Annotated in this window: 17 protein-coding genes and 2 pseudogenes; 14 read left to right on the top strand and 5 right to left on the bottom strand. The window is 75.7% G+C overall.

The window, feature by feature from the left end:
- Positions 1 to 280 (bottom strand): annotated as a pseudogene (locus tag HLV61_RS21375) (DUF349 domain-containing protein); the annotation flags it as partial.
- A 40-nt stretch (positions 281 to 320) separates the two neighbouring features.
- Between HLV61_RS21375 and HLV61_RS21370 the strand changes: the two are divergent.
- The 3 genes from HLV61_RS21370 to dapF are packed head-to-tail and all read left to right on the top strand — an operon-like array spanning position 321 to position 2,829.
- Positions 321 to 1,016 carry a hypothetical protein gene (locus HLV61_RS21370; protein ID WP_369259130.1) on the top strand — a complete coding sequence of 232 codons (696 nt, stop codon included), beginning with the start codon at positions 321 to 323 and terminating at the stop codon, positions 1,014 to 1,016.
- Entirely contained in the window at positions 1,013 to 1,945 is a 933-nt protein-coding gene (gene miaA, locus HLV61_RS21365; protein ID WP_369259128.1) for a tRNA (adenosine(37)-N6)-dimethylallyltransferase MiaA, read from the top strand. The genes HLV61_RS21370 and miaA overlap by 4 nt, the downstream gene beginning before the upstream one ends.
- Positions 1,942 to 2,829: a diaminopimelate epimerase gene (gene dapF, locus HLV61_RS21360; RefSeq protein ID WP_369259126.1), complete on the top strand. Its 888-nt coding sequence runs from the start codon at positions 1,942 to 1,944 to the stop codon at positions 2,827 to 2,829. The genes miaA and dapF overlap by 4 nt, the downstream gene beginning before the upstream one ends.
- Before the next feature lie 6 nt (positions 2,830 to 2,835).
- Here dapF and HLV61_RS21355 read toward each other — a convergent pair whose 3' ends face one another.
- Together HLV61_RS21355 and HLV61_RS21350 are read right to left on the bottom strand one after the other, a co-directional pair.
- Positions 2,836 to 3,210 carry a nuclear transport factor 2 family protein gene (locus HLV61_RS21355; protein WP_369259124.1) on the bottom strand — a complete coding sequence of 125 codons (375 nt, stop codon included), beginning with the start codon at positions 3,208 to 3,210 and terminating at the stop codon, positions 2,836 to 2,838.
- The gene (locus HLV61_RS21350; RefSeq protein ID WP_369259122.1) at positions 3,207 to 3,896 is read right to left on the bottom strand and encodes a hypothetical protein; all 690 of its coding nucleotides are present in this window, start codon (positions 3,894 to 3,896) and stop codon (positions 3,207 to 3,209) included. Before HLV61_RS21350 ends, HLV61_RS21355 begins: the two co-directional genes overlap by 4 nt.
- 76 nt (positions 3,897 to 3,972) lie before the next feature.
- On the opposite strand from HLV61_RS21350, the gene HLV61_RS21345 reads away from it, so the two are divergent.
- Positions 3,973 to 4,569 carry a TetR/AcrR family transcriptional regulator gene (locus HLV61_RS21345; protein ID WP_369259120.1) on the top strand — a complete coding sequence of 199 codons (597 nt, stop codon included), beginning with the start codon at positions 3,973 to 3,975 and terminating at the stop codon, positions 4,567 to 4,569.
- A gap of 35 nt (positions 4,570 to 4,604) precedes the next feature.
- On the opposite strand, the gene HLV61_RS21340 is transcribed toward HLV61_RS21345, so the two are convergent.
- A complete protein-coding gene (locus HLV61_RS21340) occupies positions 4,605 to 4,808 on the bottom strand; it encodes a hypothetical protein (RefSeq protein ID WP_369259118.1) in 204 nt (67 codons plus the stop codon).
- A 163-nt stretch (positions 4,809 to 4,971) separates the two neighbouring features.
- Between HLV61_RS21340 and hflX the strand changes: the two genes are divergently transcribed.
- From hflX to HLV61_RS21325, 3 genes are all read left to right on the top strand, one after another.
- Complete coding sequence (hflX, locus tag HLV61_RS21335) at positions 4,972 to 6,474, top strand: GTPase HflX (RefSeq protein ID WP_369259116.1); 1,503 nt, start codon at positions 4,972 to 4,974, stop codon at positions 6,472 to 6,474.
- Between the two features lie 127 nt (positions 6,475 to 6,601).
- Entirely contained in the window at positions 6,602 to 7,366 is a 765-nt protein-coding gene (locus tag HLV61_RS21330; protein WP_369259115.1) for a phosphatase PAP2 family protein, read from the top strand.
- Positions 7,338 to 8,417 carry a hypothetical protein gene (locus HLV61_RS21325; RefSeq protein ID WP_369259113.1) on the top strand — a complete coding sequence of 360 codons (1,080 nt, stop codon included), beginning with the start codon at positions 7,338 to 7,340 and terminating at the stop codon, positions 8,415 to 8,417. The genes HLV61_RS21330 and HLV61_RS21325 overlap by 29 nt, the downstream gene beginning before the upstream one ends.
- A 27-nt stretch (positions 8,418 to 8,444) precedes the next feature.
- Here HLV61_RS21325 and lexA read toward each other — a convergent pair whose 3' ends face one another.
- Positions 8,445 to 9,209 carry a transcriptional repressor LexA gene (lexA, locus tag HLV61_RS21320; protein WP_369259111.1) on the bottom strand — a complete coding sequence of 255 codons (765 nt, stop codon included), beginning with the start codon at positions 9,207 to 9,209 and terminating at the stop codon, positions 8,445 to 8,447.
- Between the two features lie 238 nt (positions 9,210 to 9,447).
- Here lexA and HLV61_RS21315 point away from each other — a divergent pair, with 238 nt between their 5' ends.
- From HLV61_RS21315 to HLV61_RS21285, 7 genes and pseudogenes are all read left to right on the top strand, one after another.
- Positions 9,448 to 10,056 (top strand): LysM peptidoglycan-binding domain-containing protein, encoded by a 609-nt coding sequence (locus HLV61_RS21315; RefSeq protein WP_369259109.1) that lies wholly within the window; start codon positions 9,448 to 9,450, stop codon positions 10,054 to 10,056.
- Positions 10,057 to 10,174: 118 nt separating this feature from the next.
- On the top strand, positions 10,175 to 10,837 hold the full coding sequence (locus HLV61_RS21310) for a hypothetical protein (protein ID WP_369259107.1): 663 nt from the start codon (positions 10,175 to 10,177) through the stop codon (positions 10,835 to 10,837).
- A 555-nt stretch (positions 10,838 to 11,392) separates the two neighbouring features.
- On the top strand, positions 11,393 to 11,938 hold the full coding sequence (nrdR, locus tag HLV61_RS21305) for a transcriptional regulator NrdR (protein WP_369259105.1): 546 nt from the start codon (positions 11,393 to 11,395) through the stop codon (positions 11,936 to 11,938).
- A 161-nt stretch (positions 11,939 to 12,099) separates the two neighbouring features.
- Positions 12,100 to 14,994 (top strand): vitamin B12-dependent ribonucleotide reductase, encoded by a 2,895-nt coding sequence (locus tag HLV61_RS21300; RefSeq protein WP_369259104.1) that lies wholly within the window; start codon positions 12,100 to 12,102, stop codon positions 14,992 to 14,994.
- A gap of 177 nt (positions 14,995 to 15,171) precedes the next feature.
- Positions 15,172 to 16,017, top strand: coding sequence for an SDR family oxidoreductase (locus tag HLV61_RS21295; RefSeq protein WP_369259102.1), 846 nt, complete (start codon positions 15,172 to 15,174; stop codon positions 16,015 to 16,017).
- Positions 16,014 to 16,172: a hypothetical protein gene (locus tag HLV61_RS21290; RefSeq protein ID WP_369259100.1), complete on the top strand. Its 159-nt coding sequence runs from the start codon at positions 16,014 to 16,016 to the stop codon at positions 16,170 to 16,172. The genes HLV61_RS21295 and HLV61_RS21290 overlap by 4 nt, the downstream gene beginning before the upstream one ends.
- Positions 16,135 to 16,785 (top strand): annotated as a pseudogene (locus tag HLV61_RS21285) (ATP-dependent Clp protease proteolytic subunit); the annotation flags it as partial. The gene HLV61_RS21290 and the pseudogene HLV61_RS21285, both read left to right, overlap by 38 nt.
- Positions 16,786 to 16,827: the final 42 nt, after the last annotated feature.

The following is a 16,827-nucleotide window of genomic DNA, read 5'->3' as shown; positions in this document are numbered from 1 at the left end:
CGGGGGTGGCGGCCTCGGGGGTGGCGGCCTCGGGGGTGGGGGCCTCGGGCGCGACGGCAAGGGCCTCGGTCTCGGCACCCTCCGGCTCGACGGACTCCGGTGCGGCACCCTCCGGTGCGGCCTCGGGTGCGCTCGCGGCCGCCGTCGGGTCGGCCAGCGCCGCGTCCCCGGGAGTGGGCGCGGCGGGCGTCCCTGCCTCCGGGGTGACCGCGTCGGGACCGGCCGTCTCGGGCGGGGGGACCTGCTGCGACCCGTCTCCGGGGTTCTCCGTGCTCGACACGCACCGCAGTCTCCCACGCCGCATCCGCGAGACTGCTGCGGTGAGCAGCCCGCCCGCCGGACCGGTGCCGGTCGCCTTCTGCCCGTGCCCGCCGCTGCTGCTCCCCGAGGTCGCCCGCGGGGCCGCCGCGGACACCGGCGCCCTGCTCGCTGCGTGCGAGGCGGCGGTCGGCGCGCTGGCCGCCGGGCGGCCCGACGCCGTGGTGCTCGTGGGCCCCGACGCGGACGGCCGCTACGGCCCCGGCGACGGCGGGGACCTGCGCGGCTTCGGCGTGGACCTCGAGGTGCCGCTGGACGGCGCCGTCCGTCCCGGGGGCCGGCAGCTGCCGCTGTCGCTGACCGTGGGCGCGTGGCTGCTCGACGGCGCCGGGTACGCCGGCGCACGGGTCGGCGCCGGGCCGGAGGACCTCACCGCCGTCGTCGCGGAGCTGCCCGGCCGGACCGGCCTGCTCGTCATGGGCGACGGCTCGGCCCGCCGCAGCGAGAAGGCACCCGGGGCCCTCGATCCCGCCGCCGGGCCCTTCGACGCCGCCGTGGCCGCCGCCCTCGCGCACGGGGACGCCGGCGCGCTCGCCGCGCTGGACCCGGCCGAGGGGGCGCGGCTGCTGGCCGCCGGTGTCCCGGCCTGGCGGGCGGTCGGGGCGCTCCTCGCCGGCCGCGAGGTCGCCGGCGACCTGCTGCTCGACGACGCGCCGTTCGGCGTCGGGTACCTCGTGGCGTGCTGGACGGCGCGGTGACGCCGCCCGCCCTCGCCCCGCCCGTCGTCGCGATCGTCGGGCCGACCGCCACCGGCAAGACGGCCCTGGCGGTCGCGCTGGCGCAGCGCCTGGGCGGCGAGGTGGTCAACGCCGACTCCATGCAGCTCTACCGCGGCATGGACATCGGCACCGCCAAACCCAACGCCGCCGAGCGGCAGGGCGTGCCGCACCACCTGCTCGACCTCTGGCCCGTGCGGCAGGCGGCGTCGGTGGCGGAGTACGCGCGGACGGCGCGCGCGCAGATCGACCGGCTGCGGGCAGCGGGCGTGCTGCCCCTGCTGGTCGGCGGCTCGGGGCTGTACGTGCGCGCCGTCCTCGACGACCTCGACATCCCCGCCACCGATCCCGCCGTGCGCGCCCGTCTGCAGGCCGAGCTGGACGACGTCGGCCCCGCCGCGCTGCACGCCCGGCTGGCCGTCGTCGACCCGGACGCCGCCGCGGCGGTCCTCCCCGGCAACGGCCGGCGGATCGTGCGGGCGCTGGAGGTCGTCGAGATCACCGGCCGCCCGTTCCGCGCCACGCTGCCCGAGCCGCGCCCGCACTACCCGGCGGTGGTCGTCGGCCTGGACCGGGAGCCGGCCGAGCTCGACGCCCGGGTGGCTGAGCGGGTGGACCGGATGTGGGCCGCCGGGTTCGTCGCCGAGGTCGAGGCGCTGGTCGAGCAGGGCCTGCGCGAGGGCCCCACGGCCTCCCGGGCGCTCGGCTACGCGCAGGTGCTCGCCCAGCTCGACGGCGAGCTCACGGCCGACGAGGCGCGCGAGCGGACGGTGGGCACCACCCGCCGGTTCGTCCGCCGGCAGCGGTCCTGGTTCCGCCGCGACGCGACGACGACCTGGTTCGATGCCGCCCGCCCCGACCTCGCCGACGCGGTCGGGGCGCTGGTCGCCGGCCGTACGATCGGGCGGTGAGCGACCGGTTCCTCCTCGGGCACGGCACCGAGAACGACTTCGTCGTCCTCCCCGACCCCGACGGGGACCGCTGGCCCGAGCACCGCCTCGACGCCGCCCTGGTCCAGCGGCTGTGCGAGCGCCGCTCCGGCCTCGGGGCCGACGGCGTCCTGCGCCTGGTGCGCAGCCGGCACGTGCCCGACGCGCCGGCCGTCCTCGGCGAGAGCCTCGACGCCTGCGAGTGGTTCATGGACCACCGCAACGCCGACGGCTCGCACGCCGAGATGTGCGGCAACGGCATCCGGCTGTTCCTGCACGTGCTGGTCACCGAGGGCCTGCTCGACCGGTCGGCCTGCGCCGACGGCGTGCTGGTGGGCACCCGCGGCGGGCCGCGCCGGGTCGGCGCCGGTTCCGACGGCACCTACTGGGTCGACATGGGCCCGGCCCGGCCGTTCGGCCGCGGGGAGGCCACCGTCGCCGGGCAGGCGTTCGCCGGGCAGGCGGTGTCGATGGGCAACCCCCACCTGGTCTGCCTCACCGACGCCGACCTCGACGCCCTCGACCTCACCCGTCAGCCCGCCTTCGACGCCGCGCTGTTCCCCGACGGCGTCAACGTCGAGTTCGTGCGGGTGCTCGCCGCCGGCACCGAGGGCGCCGACGCGCACGTGCGGCTCCGGGTGCACGAGCGCGGGGTGGGCGAGACCCGCTCCTGCGGCACCGGCGCCTGCGCCACGGCGTACGCGGCGCTGGCGGCCGGGTCCGAGGAGCCGCAGCGCGGCACCGTCGTCGTCGACGTCCCCGGCGGCCGGCTGACGGTCGACGTGTCCCCGGAGACGACGGTGCTGCGCGGCCCCGCCGTCGTCGTGGCGACCGGTGAGCTCACCCGGGAGTGGCTGGGGGTCTGACGTCCCTCACCCCGTGGCGGGGGCCTCGTCGAAGAAGCCCGTCAGGCGGCGGATGCGGCCGGCGTCGTCGACCTGGACGACGTCGAGGCCGGTGAGCACCGTGGCGCCGGCGGCGTCGGTGATCCGCCAGTGGAACAGCGCGCTGTCGTGGTGGCGAGCAGGCGCGCTGGTCACCTCGACGCGGCCGCCCGCGAGCGACGCCTGTGTCTGCGCGATGTGCGCGGCGAGCGCCTCGCGACCGGCGACGAGGGTGAGCGGGTCGCAGTAGACGCCGTCGGACGCCCACGCCTGCTCCAGCAGGGCGAGGCGCTCGCGGTCGTCGGTGGCCAGCCAGGCCGCGCCGTACGCGGCGACGGAGTCGTGTTGCTCGGGACCGGTCACGGGATCTCCTCTGCGTGGACGGGGGTGCCGGTCAGGCCGGCCAGGGGGTCGGTGCCGTCGAGGGTCCCGGTGCTGCCGAGGACGGCGCAGCGCAGGAAGCCGGTGCTGTCGAGCATCGAGTGCGTCTCCTGGCGGGCGACGGTCGCGGCGTGGTCGGGCCGGTGGTAGGCCCACGTGACGGCGTCGCGGAGGGTGCGCCACGCGGAGAAGGTGAGGACGGCGCCGTCCTCGGGGGCCTGGACGAGAGCGGCGCGCGAGCCGGGCGCGTCACGGACCTGGCGGCCCAGGGAGGCGAAGCGCTCGAGGAACTCCCCGGTGCGTCCCGCGTCGGCGGACAGCCCGGCCAGCGTGATCACGGCCGCCGCGCCGGCGACCTTGCCGCGGTGCGGGAGCCGGTCGAAGGGCCGCGCGCCGCCGGACAGCACCGCGTCCCCCCGGTAGGACACCGGCTCCAGGACGACGTGCCACGCGCCGCGCACGGACGCGCCGGGCGCCGGGGCGGCCGCGAGCGCTGCTCCTGGGTCCTCCCAGGTCCCGAGCACCGACCACCACGAGCCGACCGTCTCGGGCAGCTCGGCCCGGCCGGGGCCGGCGATCCCCGCCTGGCTGAACGTCGCGCCGACGGGACGCCACGGGCACACCGCGGCGGGCGTGGCCAGCTCCAGCGCCGTCCAGGACACGAACACCGCACACCTCCCATGTGAACGGCACCAACATAGGAGGGGCGGTGAACAGTGTCAACATCGATGGCAGGATGACCCCGTGGCCGCACGGACGACCTACCACCACGGCGACCTGAAGGCCGCCCTCGTCGAGGCGGGGGTCGCCGCGGCACGCGAGGGTGGGGAGGCAGCGGTGGGGCTCAACCGCCTCGCTGCCGGCCTGGGCGTGTCCGCCTCCGCCGCGTACCGGCACTTCCCGGAGGGGCTGGAGGACCTGTTGGTGGCCGTCGGTGACGTCGCCCGACGCCGGCTCGTCGAGCGCCTGGCGCTGCGGATCTCCGAGGTGCCGCCGTCGCGGGACGCCGCGACGGACGCGCGGCGCCGGTTCCGCGCCTCGGGGCGGGCCTACGTGGAGTACGTGCTCGAGGAGCCCGGCCTGTTCCAGGTGGCCAACCGCCACGACCGCGGCCGCCTGCCGGACGCCGATCCGTTCGGCGTGCTCGAGTCCTGCATCGGCGACCTGGTCTCGGCCGGCGTGCTCGGCGAGGCGCGCCGGCCGGACGCCGCGACCGCTGCCTGGGCGGCGGTCCACGGCCTCGCGGTGCTCCTGACCGAGGGCCCGCTGCGCCGGCTGCCCCCGGACCGCCGGGACCGTGCCGTGCAGCGCACCCTCGACATGGTGGAGGCGGGGCTCTGACCGCGGTCGGGTGCCGGCACCCGACCGCGGACGGGTCAGGGGTTGTCGGGGGTGTCGGCGCGGGTCTCGGGCTCGTCGGTCGGCGCCTCGGGCTTGTCGCCGGGGCCCACGTTGCCGGTGCCGCGGGGCGTACCGGCCCCGGTGTCCTGGTCGGCGCCGCCGAAGATGTTGCGCGGGACCTCGAGGCCGGCGGGGTCGCGGCCGGGGTCGTCGGTGCCGGCGTCGCTGCTGGTGCTCACGGAGGGCCTCCTCGGGGTGGGCGTCGTTCCCTGCTGCCCGCAAGCCCTACCCGCCTCCCGGCGGGATGCACCTGACCCGTTCCGGTGTTGTACCCGCCGTATGACGACTGCAGAGACGACAACCCAGGTGACCGCGGACGGCGTGCGTGACACGCTGGACCCGATGACGACCGCACAGAACCGCGCCGTGCTCGCTGCTGCGCAGGACCGGGCCGAGCGCGCGGGGGGGACCCCGCCGCCCGCGCCGGAGTCCCCACGCCCCGCGCCGGCGGGCCAGTGGGACGAGACCGACGACAGCACCGGCTCCTACGACCTCGAGGCCCGTGGGGCACTGCGCCGCGTGGCCGGGCTGTCCACCGAGCTCGCCGACGTCAGCGAGGTCGAGTACCGGCAGCTGCGCCTCGAGCGCGTCGTCCTCGTCGGCGTGTGGGCCGAGGGCACCCAGGCCGACGCCGACCGCTCCCTGGCCGAGCTCGCCGCGCTGGCCGAGACCGCCGGCTCCGAGGTGCTCGAGGCGGTGAGCCAGCGGCGCGACAAGCCCGATGCCGGCACCTACGTGGGCTCGGGCAAGGCCGCCGAGATCCGCGACATCGTCGCGTCGACCGGTGCCGACACCGTGATCTGCGACGGCGAGCTGACCCCGGGCCAGCTCAACGCGCTGGAGAAGATCCTCAAGGTCAAGGTGGTCGACCGGACCGCGCTGATCCTCGACATCTTCGCCCAGCACGCCACCAGCCGGGAGGGCAAGGCCCAGGTCGAGCTCGCCCAGATGCAGTACATGCTGCCGCGCCTGCGCGGCTGGGGTGAGTCGCTGTCCCGGCAGGCCGGTGGCCGCGTCGCCGGCGGTGGCGGCATCGGCACCCGCGGTCCGGGTGAGACCAAGATCGAGACCGACCGGCGGCGGATCCGGTCACGGGTCAGCAAGCTGCGCCGCGAGATCGCCGGGATGGCGACCGCGCGGGCCACGCAGCGCTCGGGCCGCGACCGCAACGCCGTCCCGAGCGTGGCGATCGCCGGGTACACCAACGCCGGCAAGTCCAGCCTGCTCAACCGGCTGACCGGCGCGGGCGTGCTGGTGGAGAACGCGCTGTTCGCCACCCTCGACCCGACGGTGCGCCGGGCCCAGTCGCCCGACGGCCGCGAGTACACGCTCACCGACACCGTCGGCTTCGTGCGGCACCTGCCGCACCAGCTGGTCGACGCCTTCCGCTCGACGCTGGAGGAGGTGGCCGGCGCCGACCTGCTGCTGCACGTCGTCGACGGCTCGGACGCCGACCCGCTCGGCCAGATCGACGCGGTGCACGTCGTGCTCCGCGAGATCGACGCGGCGGCGGTGCCCGAGCTGATCGTCGTCAACAAGGTCGACGCCATGACCGAGGACGACGTGCTGACCCTGCGCCGGGCCCTGCCCGGCGCGGTGTGGATCTCGGCCCGCACCGGTGAGGGCATCGAGCGGCTGCGGGAGATCGTCGCCGCGCGGCTGCCGCACCCGGACGTCGAGGTCGAGGTGCTCGTGCCCTACGACCGCGGCGACCTGGTGGCGCGGGTGCACCGCGACGGCGAGGTCCTCAGCGAGCAGCACGAGGCGGCCGGCACCCGGCTCAGCGCCCGCGTCGACGGCGGCCTGGCCGCCGCGCTCGAGCGGTTCGCCGTCCCCGTCGGCTGACCGCCCCGCACCCGCACCACGCACTCCGCATCCGCCCGGGTGCCCGGCTCCGAGCCGGGTACCCGGGCGGCTCGCCGTCCGGGGTCGCCGAGGTCACGGACGGGTCACGGCCCGGTACCGTGACCGGGTGACCAGCGGCCGTGTGAGCAGCGCCGCTGTGCGGCGCAGTCCCGGCGCGCCGTCCGGGGAGCCGGGGGAGGCCGACGTCCCGCCCGAGCCGGTGGTGACGCCCGGACGACCGTCGTGGTGGCTGCTGCTCGGGGCGCTCGTGGTCACCGCCGGGATCACCGTCGACCTGCTCAGCCGCGGGGTGCTCGAGCGGCTCGACCTCGAGGTCTCCGAGGTGGTCAGCGCCTGGGACCTGCGGAACTCGCCCGCCTACTGGCCGGTCTGGGCGGTCACCCAGATCGGCGGCCGCGGCACCATCCTCATCGTGCTGACCGCCCTGGTCGGCTGGCTGTGCGTGCGGCGGCGGACCGTGGCGCCCCTGGTGCGGGTGCTCACCGCGCTGGCGCTGCTCACCGTGGTGGTCTACGCGTTCAAGTTCGGCACCGGCCGCACGGCACCGGCGTACCCGGGCTCGTTCTTCCACCGCGACGGCGCCAGCTACCCCTCGGGGCACGTGGCCAACGCCGTGCTGATGTGGGGCGTGGCGCGCTGGCAGGCGGTCGAGTACCGCCTCGGTGCGGGGGTGCAGCGCGCGCTGTGGTGGCTCAGCATCGTCGGGCCGGCGGCGACCGGGATCGCGATGGTGTCCCTGGACTTCCACTGGGTCACCGACGCCGTCGTGGGCGCGGCCGTCGGGGTGCTGCTGCTGGGCGTGGTTCACGCACTCGACGCACTCGTGATGTCACGCTGGGCGAGTGCCCGAGCCGGCCGCCCCGCGGCGTAGCGCCGTCGCGCACCCCCGCCGGGCACCGGCGGTCCTGCTCGGGCTGGGTCTGGCGCTGCTGCCGGTCGTCCCTGCGCGTGCCGAGGCGCCGGCCGCCCCGTCCGTGCGCTGCCAGATCACCGATCCGCGGCTGACCGAGCTGTCCGGACTCGTGGACGTCGGTGACCGGATGCTGGCCATGGTCGACGGCGGGGACCAGGTCGCCGTCCACGTGCTCGACGGCGCGTGCCAGGTGGTCGACGTGACCACCGCCGCGCTGGACCCCTACGACCCCGAGGACCTCGGCGTCGGGCCCGACGGCACCGTGTGGTTCGCCGACACCGGCGACAACGCCACCACCCGGGCCACGGTCGCGCTCATCGCACTGCGTCCCGACGGCGGCACCTCGCTGTACCGGCTGACCTATCCCGACGGGCCGCGCGACGCCGAGGCGCTGCTGCTCGCCCCCGACGGCACCCCGTACCTGGTCACCAAGGAGGTGCTCGGCGCCAGCCACGTCTACCGGCCCGCCGCGCCCCTGGCCGACGGCGGCACGGTGCCGCTGACCGACGTCGGGACGGTGACGTTCACCCTCACCGGCACGCCGGGCGGACCGGTGGGCCGGGCCGGGCAGCTGCTGGTGACCGGCGGGGCGGTGGCGCGCGACGGCAGCCGGATCGCGCTGCGCACCTACACCGACGCCTACGTCTGGCCGCTCGCCGGCTCCGACGTCCCGGCCGCGCTGGCCGCCGAGCCGGTGCGGATCGCCCTGCCCGACGCTCCGCAGGGCGAGGCGGTCTCCTTCACCGCCGACGGCAGCGGACTGCTCGTGGCGGGGGAGGGGGTGCCCGGGGACGTCACCCTCGTGCCCATCCCGGCGGCAACGGCGCCGGCTCCCCCGAGCGGGGCCGCCGCGGCCGATCCGTCGCTGTCGGCGCTGCTGGGGGACGACGGCACGGGGATCTCACCCGTGACCGCCGGGGTGGCCGCCGCGATCGTGGCGACCGTGCTGGTGTGGATCGGCGGGCGGATGCGCCGACGCCGCTCGGGCGGTCCCCCCGCCGGCGCCTGACCGACGCGCCGGCGGGCGGACCTGCGGTCAGACCCGCCGCAGGACGGTGACGACGCGGCCGAGGACGGTGGCCTCGTCGCCGGGGATGGGCTCGTAGGCCGGGTTGTGCGGCAGCAGCCAGACGTGCCCGTCCCGGCGCTTGTAGGTCTTCACCGTGGCCTCGCCGTCGAGCATCGCGGCGACGATCTCGCCGTTCTCGGCGGTGGGCTGCTGGCGCACGACCACCCAGTCGCCGTCGCAGATGGCCGCGTCGACCATCGAGTCACCGGCCACCCGCAGCATGAACAGGGTGCCCTCGCCGACGAGCTCGCGAGGCAGCGGGAACACGTCCTCGACCGCCTGCTCGGCCAGCACCGGCCCACCGGCGGCGATGCGCCCCACCAGCGGCACGTAGGTGGGCGCGGTGGTGCCGTCGGGGGCGGCGGGAGCCGCCGGCGCGGTGTCGGCCGTGGCGTCCCCGGGGAGCCGGACGTCGAGGGCGCGCGGCCGGTTGGGATCGCGCCGCAGCCAGCCCTTCTTCTGCAGCACCGAGAGCTGGTGGGCCACCGAGGACGCCGACGACAGGCCGACCGCCTCGCCGATCTCGCGCACCGAGGGTGGGTAACCGCGCCGCTCGATCGAGTCGCGGATGACCTCGAGGACCCGGCGCTGCCGCTGGGTCAGGCCGTCGCCGGCCTCGCCGCGGTCGGGGAAGGTGCGGACCGCGCCCGCGCCGTCCACGCCGTCCGCCGGCCGGCGCGTCGCCGTCCCGCCGTCACGCGTGCCCTGGCCGGTCCCGCTCGTGCCCGCCACGTCTCCTCCTCGCCGGCCGCGTGCCGCGGCCCGTCCGTCGACCGCCCGGCCCTGCGGACCGGTCGGCGGGCGGTGCGCCCGTACGGACCGTAGCGCGTGGACCGCGCGGGTTCAAACGTGTGTTCGAAGGACACGCCGTGCCGACTCGATCCCGTCGTCGAGTTGCGGTAGACATCCGCACATCCGTTCGAAGTCGAACGGGTGTTCGAAACGGTGGGTCGGTCGAGGAGGAGTGGTCATGGGCGGCGTGCGGCAGGCAGTGCTGGACTTCGACGCGGCGGTCCGGGTCCCGTGGCGGCCCCTGCTCGACGGCGCCACCGGCGACGCGCGGCCGGCCGGCCGGCCGGCGCGGGGAGCCTCCCGGACGGCGCTGCCCGGCTCGGGCCTGCGGGTCACCGGTCACCTGCGGCCGGTCCCCGACCTGCCGGCTCCGGAGGCGGTGCGGACCGCGGGCCCGCCGGCGGAGGCGCCCCGCGCCCGCCGGGACCCGGCCCGTCCCGGCGGCCGGCCGGTGCGCTCGGGCCCGGTCCGCGGGGGTGTCCGCCGCGCCCCGGCGCCCGCGCCGGTGCGGCTGACCCGCCGCGGACGCCGCCTCGTGGTCGCGCTGGTGCTGGCGGCGGGCGTGGGCGGCGCGGCCCTGGGGCGGGAGTTCCTCGCGCCCGACCCGGGGCTGCACCTCGCGGGGGAGAGCAGCGTCGTCGTCGAGCAGGGCGACACCGTCTGGTCGATCGCCGGGGAGGTCGCCGGCCCCGGGCAGGACGTGCGGGCCGTGGTCGACGCGATCCAGGAGCTCAACGACCTCGAGGGATCCGCGCTGGTCGCCGGGCAGGTCCTCCGCCTGCCGTAGGCGTCCCGCTCCGGGTCGTCATCCCTGAGAAGTGACGAGACCGCATCGGTGAGTTCGTCAACCATCCGGGCCTTGTCGTTCACCGGCCGGGGTCGCCGGGGCACTTACGGTCAGGAGCGTGTCAGCAGCCGTGAACAGCAGTGCAGCGGTGTCCTTCCGGTCCCCGCAGGACGTCGAGGTCTCCGTGGACGGCACCTGGGGGCCGGGCGTCATGCTCGGCTGGCGGGTCGACGAGACCGGCGGCTGCCAGGCGCTGGTCCTGCTGCGCGACTCGCGGGGCCGGGAGACCTGGACGGACCTCGCCGCCGTGCGGCTGCCCGAGCGGCACCTGTCCCTGGCTCCGGCGACGGGTGAGGCGTCCGGAGGCGTCCCGGGGACGGTGGGTGTGTCCGCGGTCGGTCATCCCGTCGTCGCGCCGGGGGCTCGCGCCGCCCGCCGTCCCTTCCGCCGGCACGGTGGCGACGTCACCGCCGAGCAGCCCGCGGTCAGCGCGGCCGTGGCGGGGCGGCACCGCGCGCCTGCCGGATCCGGTCGGCACCGGGCGGCGACCGCCGAGATGCCGGCCGTGACCTGCGCCGCCCCGGCCGTCGCCGTCCCCACCGGCCCGACCGCCGGCCCGACCGCCGACCCGACCGTCGGCATGGCTCCCGGCGCCTCCGTCTCCGCCACCGCCACCGCCACCGCCACCGCCGAGCCGGACCTGCTCACCCGGCCGATCCGGCTCGGCGACCTCGTCCCGAACGCGCGCGGCGGCCGGCCCGCGGTCCGTCCTCCGGCCTGACCCGGCGCCGGGCACCCGCCCGGCCCGTCGCCGCTCGCCGGCTCCCCGGACGCCGTTGCCTCCCGTCCGTCGGCCCATCTCGGCCTGGCTCCTCGTCCGGACCCGGCGTCTGCTCCGCCGGGCCGGCACGTCCTCGTCCGGGCGGCGGGTCGCTGCCCGGCGTCCGCGGCTGGCCTGAGGCGTCCGGCGGATACACCCGCGCGACCGCCGTCGCGCGCCGACACGCGGTCCCGACCGGCGTGTCGTGTGACGGGTGGGGAACGTGGTCGCGCCTGGTCACCAACGGGTCACGAGCGCATCTCGGCGGAATCGACACGCGGGTCCCCGTCTTGCAGATGTAGTGGAGCGCGGCCTACTGTCCCCCTACATCTAGTAGTTGCACCGGTGGAAGTCCTCCACAGGTCGTCCTCAGGCCCTCCACGGGGTGTCCACCGGATGTCCCCAGAGAGGTCCACAGGACGAACGCCGACGGGCGGCCCGGAGCGGCCCGCCGGCACCGGCCGGCGGCCCCGTGGCGCCGGCCGGACGAGGGATCCACGGAGGAGGTGAACCGCAGTGCGCTGCCCGTTCTGCCACAACCCCGACAGCCGGGTGATCGACTCGCGCGAGGCCGACGAGGGGGCCACCACCCGTCGTCGCCGTTCGTGCCCGGCCTGCGGTCGCCGGTTCACCACCGTGGAGGAGGCGGTGCTCGCCGTCGTCAAGCGCAGCGGGGTGAGCGAGCCGTTCAACCGCGCCAAGGTCGTCGCCGGGGTGCGGCGGGCCTGCCAGGGCCGCCCGGTCGACGAGGACCAGCTCCAGCAGCTCGCCCAGCAGGTGGAGGACGCCGTCCGCGCCAGCGGCGTGGCCGAGGTGCCCAGCAACGAGGTGGGGCTGGCCATCCTGCAGCCGCTCCGGGAGCTCGACGAGGTGGCCTACCTCCGCTTCGCCAGCGTCTACCGCGCCTTCAGCTCGGTCGAGGACTTCGAGAAGGAGATCACCGAGCTGCGGGCGCGCCACCACCGCGGCGGCACCCCGCCCCTGCCGGGCATGCAGATCGAGCCGCCGGCGCCGCGCCGCCGGGGACCGGCCCGCACCCCCTCACCCGCCCGCGACGGCTGACCGCCGTCCCCAGCCCGCCGGCAGCGTCGCCGGCCCCAGCACCACCGCCTGGACCACCGTTCGCACCACCGTTCGCACCGCCAGAGAACGTCGGTACCGCCCGCTAGAAACAGGTCGGCTCTCTTCCCCAGCCGCCTGGACCACTCACCGAGGGAGAGCTCGTGACCGAGATCGAGGACCGCCCGGCAGGCCGCACGCGTCGGGCCGCCAAGGCGCCGACCAGGGGGAAGGGCCTGAAGGTCAAGCGCGTCTACACCACCCCTGGCGTCCACCCGTACGACGAGGTGACGTGGGAGCGCCGCGACGTCGTCATGACCAACTGGCGTGACGGCTCGATCAACTTCGAGCAGCGCGGCGTCGAGTTCCCCGCCGAGTGGAGCATCAACGCCACCAACATCGTCACCACGAAGTACTTCCGCGGCGCCGTCGGCACCCCGCAGCGGGAGACCAGCCTGCGCCAGCTCATCGACCGGGTGGTGCTCACCTACGGCGCCGCCGGCCGCGAGCACGGCTACTTCGCCAGCGAGGGCGACGCCGAGGTCTTCGAGCACGAGCTGACCTGGATGCTGCTGCACCAGGTGTTCAGCTTCAACAGCCCCGTGTGGTTCAACGTCGGCACGAGCGCGCCGCAGCAGGTCAGCGCCTGCTTCATCCTCGCCGTCGACGACACGATGGACTCGATCCTCAACTGGTACCGGGAGGAGGGGCTGATCTTCAAGGGCGGCTCCGGTGCCGGCCTGAACCTCTCCCGCATCCGCTCCTCCAAGGAGCTGCTGTCCTCCGGCGGCACCGCCTCCGGCCCGGTCAGCTTCATGCGGGGCGCCGACGCCTCCGCCGGGACCATCAAGTCCGGTGGTGCCACCCGCCGCGCGGCCAAGATGGTCGTCCTCGACATCGACCACCCCGACATCGAGGAGTTCATCGAGACCAAGGCGCGCGAGGAGGACAAGATCCGCGCGCTGCGCGACGCCGGGTACGACATGGACCTCGGCGGCAAGGACATCACCAGCGTCCAGTACCAGAACGCCAACAACTCCGTCCGCGTCTCCGACGAGTTCATGCGCGCGGTCGAGGACGGCACCGCCTTCGGCCTGCGCGGCCGCATGGACGGCTCGGTGATCGGGACGGTCGACGCCAAGGAGCTGTTCCGCAAGGTCACCACGGCCGCGTGGGAGTGCGCCGACCCCGGCATCCAGTACGACGACACGATCAACGACTGGCACACCAACCCCGAGACGGGCCGGATCAACGCGTCCAACCCCTGCTCGGAGTACATGAGCCTGGACAACAGCTCGTGCAACCTGGCGTCCCTGAACCTCATGAAGTTCCTCAAGGACGACGGCACCTTCGACGCCAAGACCTTCGTCAAGGCCGTCGAGGTGGTCATCACCGCGATGGACATCTCCATCTGCTTCGCCGACTTCCCGACCGAGCCGATCGGGGAGACCACCCGCGCCTACCGGCAGCTGGGCATCGGCTACGCCAACCTCGGCGCCCTGCTGATGGCCACCGGCCACGCCTACGACTCGCGCGGCGGCCAGACGCTGGCCGCCGCCATCACCTCGCTGATGACCGGCACCGCCTACCGCCGCTCGGCCGAGCTGGCCGGCATCGTCGGCGCCTACGACGGCTACGCCCGCAACGCCGACGCGCACGCCCGCGTCATGCGCAAGCACGCCGCGGCCAACGACGCCATCCGCCCGGTCGGGGCCGACGACGCCGACGTGCTGCGTGCCGCCACCGCCCAGTGGCAGGAGTGCCTGGAGATCGGCGGCGAGGTCGGCTGGCGCAACGCCCAGGCCTCCGTGCTGGCCCCCACCGGGACCATCGGCTTCATGATGGACTGCGACACGACCGGCATCGAGCCGGACTTCTCGCTGGTCAAGTACAAGAAGCTGGTCGGCGGCGGGTCCATGCAGATCGTCAACCAGACGGTCCCGCGGGCGCTGAAGAGCCTGGGCTACCAGGACGAGCAGGTCGAGGCGATCGTCGAGTTCATCGCCGAGCACGGCCACGTCGTCGACGCGCCGAGCCTGCGCCCGGAGCACTACGAGGTGTTCGACTGCGCCATGGGCGAGCGGGCCATCTCCCCGATGGGCCACGTGCGCATGATGGCCGCGGTGCAGCCGTTCATCTCCGGCGCGATCAGCAAGACGGTCAACATGCCGGAGACGGCGACCGTCGAGGACGTCGAGAACATCTACTTCCAGGGCTGGAAGCTCGGCCTCAAGGCGCTGGCGATCTACCGCGACAACTGCAAGGTCGGCCAGCCGCTGTCCGACGCCCACTCCTCGAAGAACGCCGCCAAGAAGGCCGACGCGAAGGTCGAGGCGCCGGCGCCGGTCACCACGACGTCGCACCCGGTGCGCCGCCGGCTGCCCAAGAAGCGGCAGAGCATGACGACGTCGTTCAGCGTCGCCGGTGCCGAGGGCTACATGACCGCCGGGATGTACGAGGACGGCAGCCTCGGCGAGGTGTTCCTCAAGCTCGGCAAGCAGGGGTCGACCCTGGCCGGTGTCATGGACGCCTTCTCGATCGGCATCTCGATCGCACTGCAGCACGGTGTGCCGCTGGAGACCTACATCCAGAAGTTCACCAACATGCGCTTCGAGCCGGCCGGCATGACCGACGACCCGGACATCCGGATCGCCCAGTCGGTGATGGACTACATCTTCCGTCGCCTGGCCCTCGACCACCTGCCGGTCGACACCCGCGCCACCCTCGGCATCTTCAGCGCCGAGGAGCGGGCCGCCCAGGTGGCGGGCAGCTACGGGTCGGCCTCGACCGCGGAGGTCGTCGAGGCGGAGGAGGTCGACGTCGAGGCGCTGCGCGGCTCGGTGCCGACCGAGACCGAGACCAGGAGCGTGACACAGGAGAAGGTCACCCCCGAGGGCCCGAAGTCGGTCAAGGAGGCCCACTCCTCGGCCGAGCTGCTCGAGCTGGTCACCGGGACCGCCACCGACGCGCCGCTGTGCATGACCTGCGGCACGAAGATGCGCCCGGCCGGCAGCTGCTACGTCTGCGAAGGCTGCGGCTCCACCAGCGGCTGCAGCTGACCCGAGCGGGCACGAACGGCCGGTGCCCCGGTCCCGCACTCCGCGGGGCCGGGGCACCGGCCGTTCGCGGTCCGGGCGGCGGCCCCCACCGTGCCGGGAGCGTCGTCCCGCCCGCGCCGGGCCCAACCGGCGGAGGGAGGATCCGGCGCGAGCCCGCAGCCGATCCGAGGAGTCCCGTTGGAGCAGGTCCCCGTCGCCGTCACCGGCGCCACCGGTCAGGTCGGCGGCCGCGTCGCCCGCCGGCTCGCCGCGGCCGGCATCCCGCAGCGGCTGCTGCTCCGCGACCCGTCCCGCGCGCCGCGGCTGCCCGGCGCGACCGTCGCCGTCGCGCCCTACGCCGACGGGGACGCCGTCCGCCGGGCGCTGGAGGGCGTGCACACCGTCTTCATGGTGTCGGCGTCGGAGTCGGCCGACCGGGCGGACCAGCACCGGGCCTTCGTCGACGCCGCCGCGGCCGCGGGCGTGCAGCACCTCGTCTACCTCTCCTTCCAGGGCGCGGCGCCGGACGCCACCTTCACGCTCGCCCGCGACCACTGGGCCACCGAGGAGCACGTCCGCGCCCGCGGCCTGCTGCACACGTTCCTGCGCGACTCCCTCTACGCCGACTTCCTCCCCGGCCTGGTGGGGGAGGACGGCGTCATCCGCGGCCCCGCGGGCGACGGCCGGGTGGCGGCGGTCGCCCAGGACGACGTCGCCGACGCGGCGGTCGCCGTCCTCCGCGACCCCGCTCCGCACGCGGGGCGCACCCACGACCTCACCGGCCCGCACGCGCTGACCCTCACCGAGGTCGCCGGCACGATCGCCGCCGTCACCGGCCGGCCGGTGCGCTACTCCCCGGAGACGGTGGAGGAGGCGTTCGCGTCCCGCGCCTCCTACGGCGCCCCGGACTGGCAGGTCGAGGCCTGGGTGTCCACGTACACCGCCATCGCCGCCGGCGAGATGGCGGACGTGAGCACCGCCGTCGAGGACCTGACCGGCCGCCCGGCCACCGCGTTCGAGCAGCTGCTGCGGACGACGGCATGAGCCTGCGCGTGCACGCGGTCGCCGGCTTCCTGCGGCTGACCGCCAAGCCGCGCAGGACCACCGCCGAGCGTGCCCGGCAGCGGATGGCCGACCCCGGGCGACCCGCGCCCCTGCCGGATGCCCTGCGACGGCGGCACGACGTCCGCACCCGGTAGGTCGACCGCGTCGCCGTGCACACGGTGGCCCCCCGCGGAGGGGGACCGGACGGGTCGCGGTCCACCTGCACGGCGGCGCCTACGTCGCCGGGATGGCACCGCAGCACTGGACGCTGGTCGGGCGGCTCGCCGACGCCGGCGTCCGGGTCGAGGTGCCCGACCACGGCCTCGCGCCGCGGTCCACCTACCGCGAGGCGTACGTGCTGCTCCCCGCCGAACACGACCGGCTCGTGAGCGACGACGTCGTCCTCGCGCGAGGTGGGCGCCGCGGTGGCCGGGGACTGAGGGCGTCGACGCCATTCCGCCGACAGCACGAGAACTGCGCGAAGGGCGAAACCGTGCCCTTCCGGACGACTTCTCCGATCGACTGCGGGTGCTCCGTCCCCGAGCCGTCCCGGAGGTCCCCGTGCCCGTCCCGACCCTGCGAGAGGCGGGCGGCAGCGCCGGGCTGCAGGACGCCGTCTCCGACCGGCTGCTGCGCGAGCGCATCGTCCTGGGCAGCGAGGTCGACGACGAGGTCGCCGACCAGCTCTGCGCGCGCACGCTGCTGCTGGCCGCCGACGACCCGCGCCGCGACATCTCCCTCCACGTCGACTCACCGGGCGGCTCGGTGGCCGCCGGGCTCCCCCGGAGGAGGCCCGCGCGTACGGGCTGG

Origin of the sequence: Geodermatophilus amargosae (assembly GCF_041028265.1) — a bacterium.
GTDB classification, from domain to species: Bacteria; Actinomycetota; Actinomycetes; order Mycobacteriales; family Geodermatophilaceae; genus Geodermatophilus; species Geodermatophilus amargosae_A.
The sequence above is the reverse complement of the archived record's forward strand: the minus strand, read 5'-3'. Positions and strand labels throughout refer to the sequence as shown.